This is a genomic window from Pontimicrobium sp. MEBiC06410, assembly GCF_053601615.1.
The window spans coordinates 1-393 of sequence record NZ_JBSHNT010000044.1 but is presented as its reverse complement, the minus strand read 5'-3'; the positions used below and the strand labels follow the sequence as shown (position 1 = coordinate 393).

Sequence of the window (393 nt, the reverse complement as noted above, 5' to 3'; positions counted from 1 at the left end):
CAACGTCTTTATCGTTGTCTAGGTGTTTGGAGATGTCTAAGGCATTGTTTAACACGCGGATGGTTTTCCCTACGGATAGGGTGTAGAACATCTCGTATATGGATAAATCAAAACAGTGTGAGGTTGAGGCATATACTGTATTAAAGGTATTGCTGTTGTATTCTTGTTGGGCCCAATGTATTAAGGCTGTTGCGTTTTTATGGCTTATCATAACGCCTTTTGGTTTACCGGTCGTTCCTGAGGTGTAAATGATATAGGCTTGGTCTGTTGAGCGGGTGTTATTTTTTACTTTATGGGTTGCATAATTCTCCTGCTCTTTCAAGTAATTGTTATAGATTGTTTCGTCTAATACTAACGTACTATTACTGTCTTGTTCTATGTAAGCGATTCGTT

1 protein-coding gene is annotated in these 393 nt (G+C 38.7%); it reads right to left on the bottom strand.

Going from position 1 to position 393, the window contains the following annotated elements; all coding sequences use genetic code 11:
* Positions 1-393: AMP-binding protein (locus ACVC08_RS00265; protein ID WP_452600514.1), on the bottom strand; the 393-nt coding region annotated here is incomplete at both ends.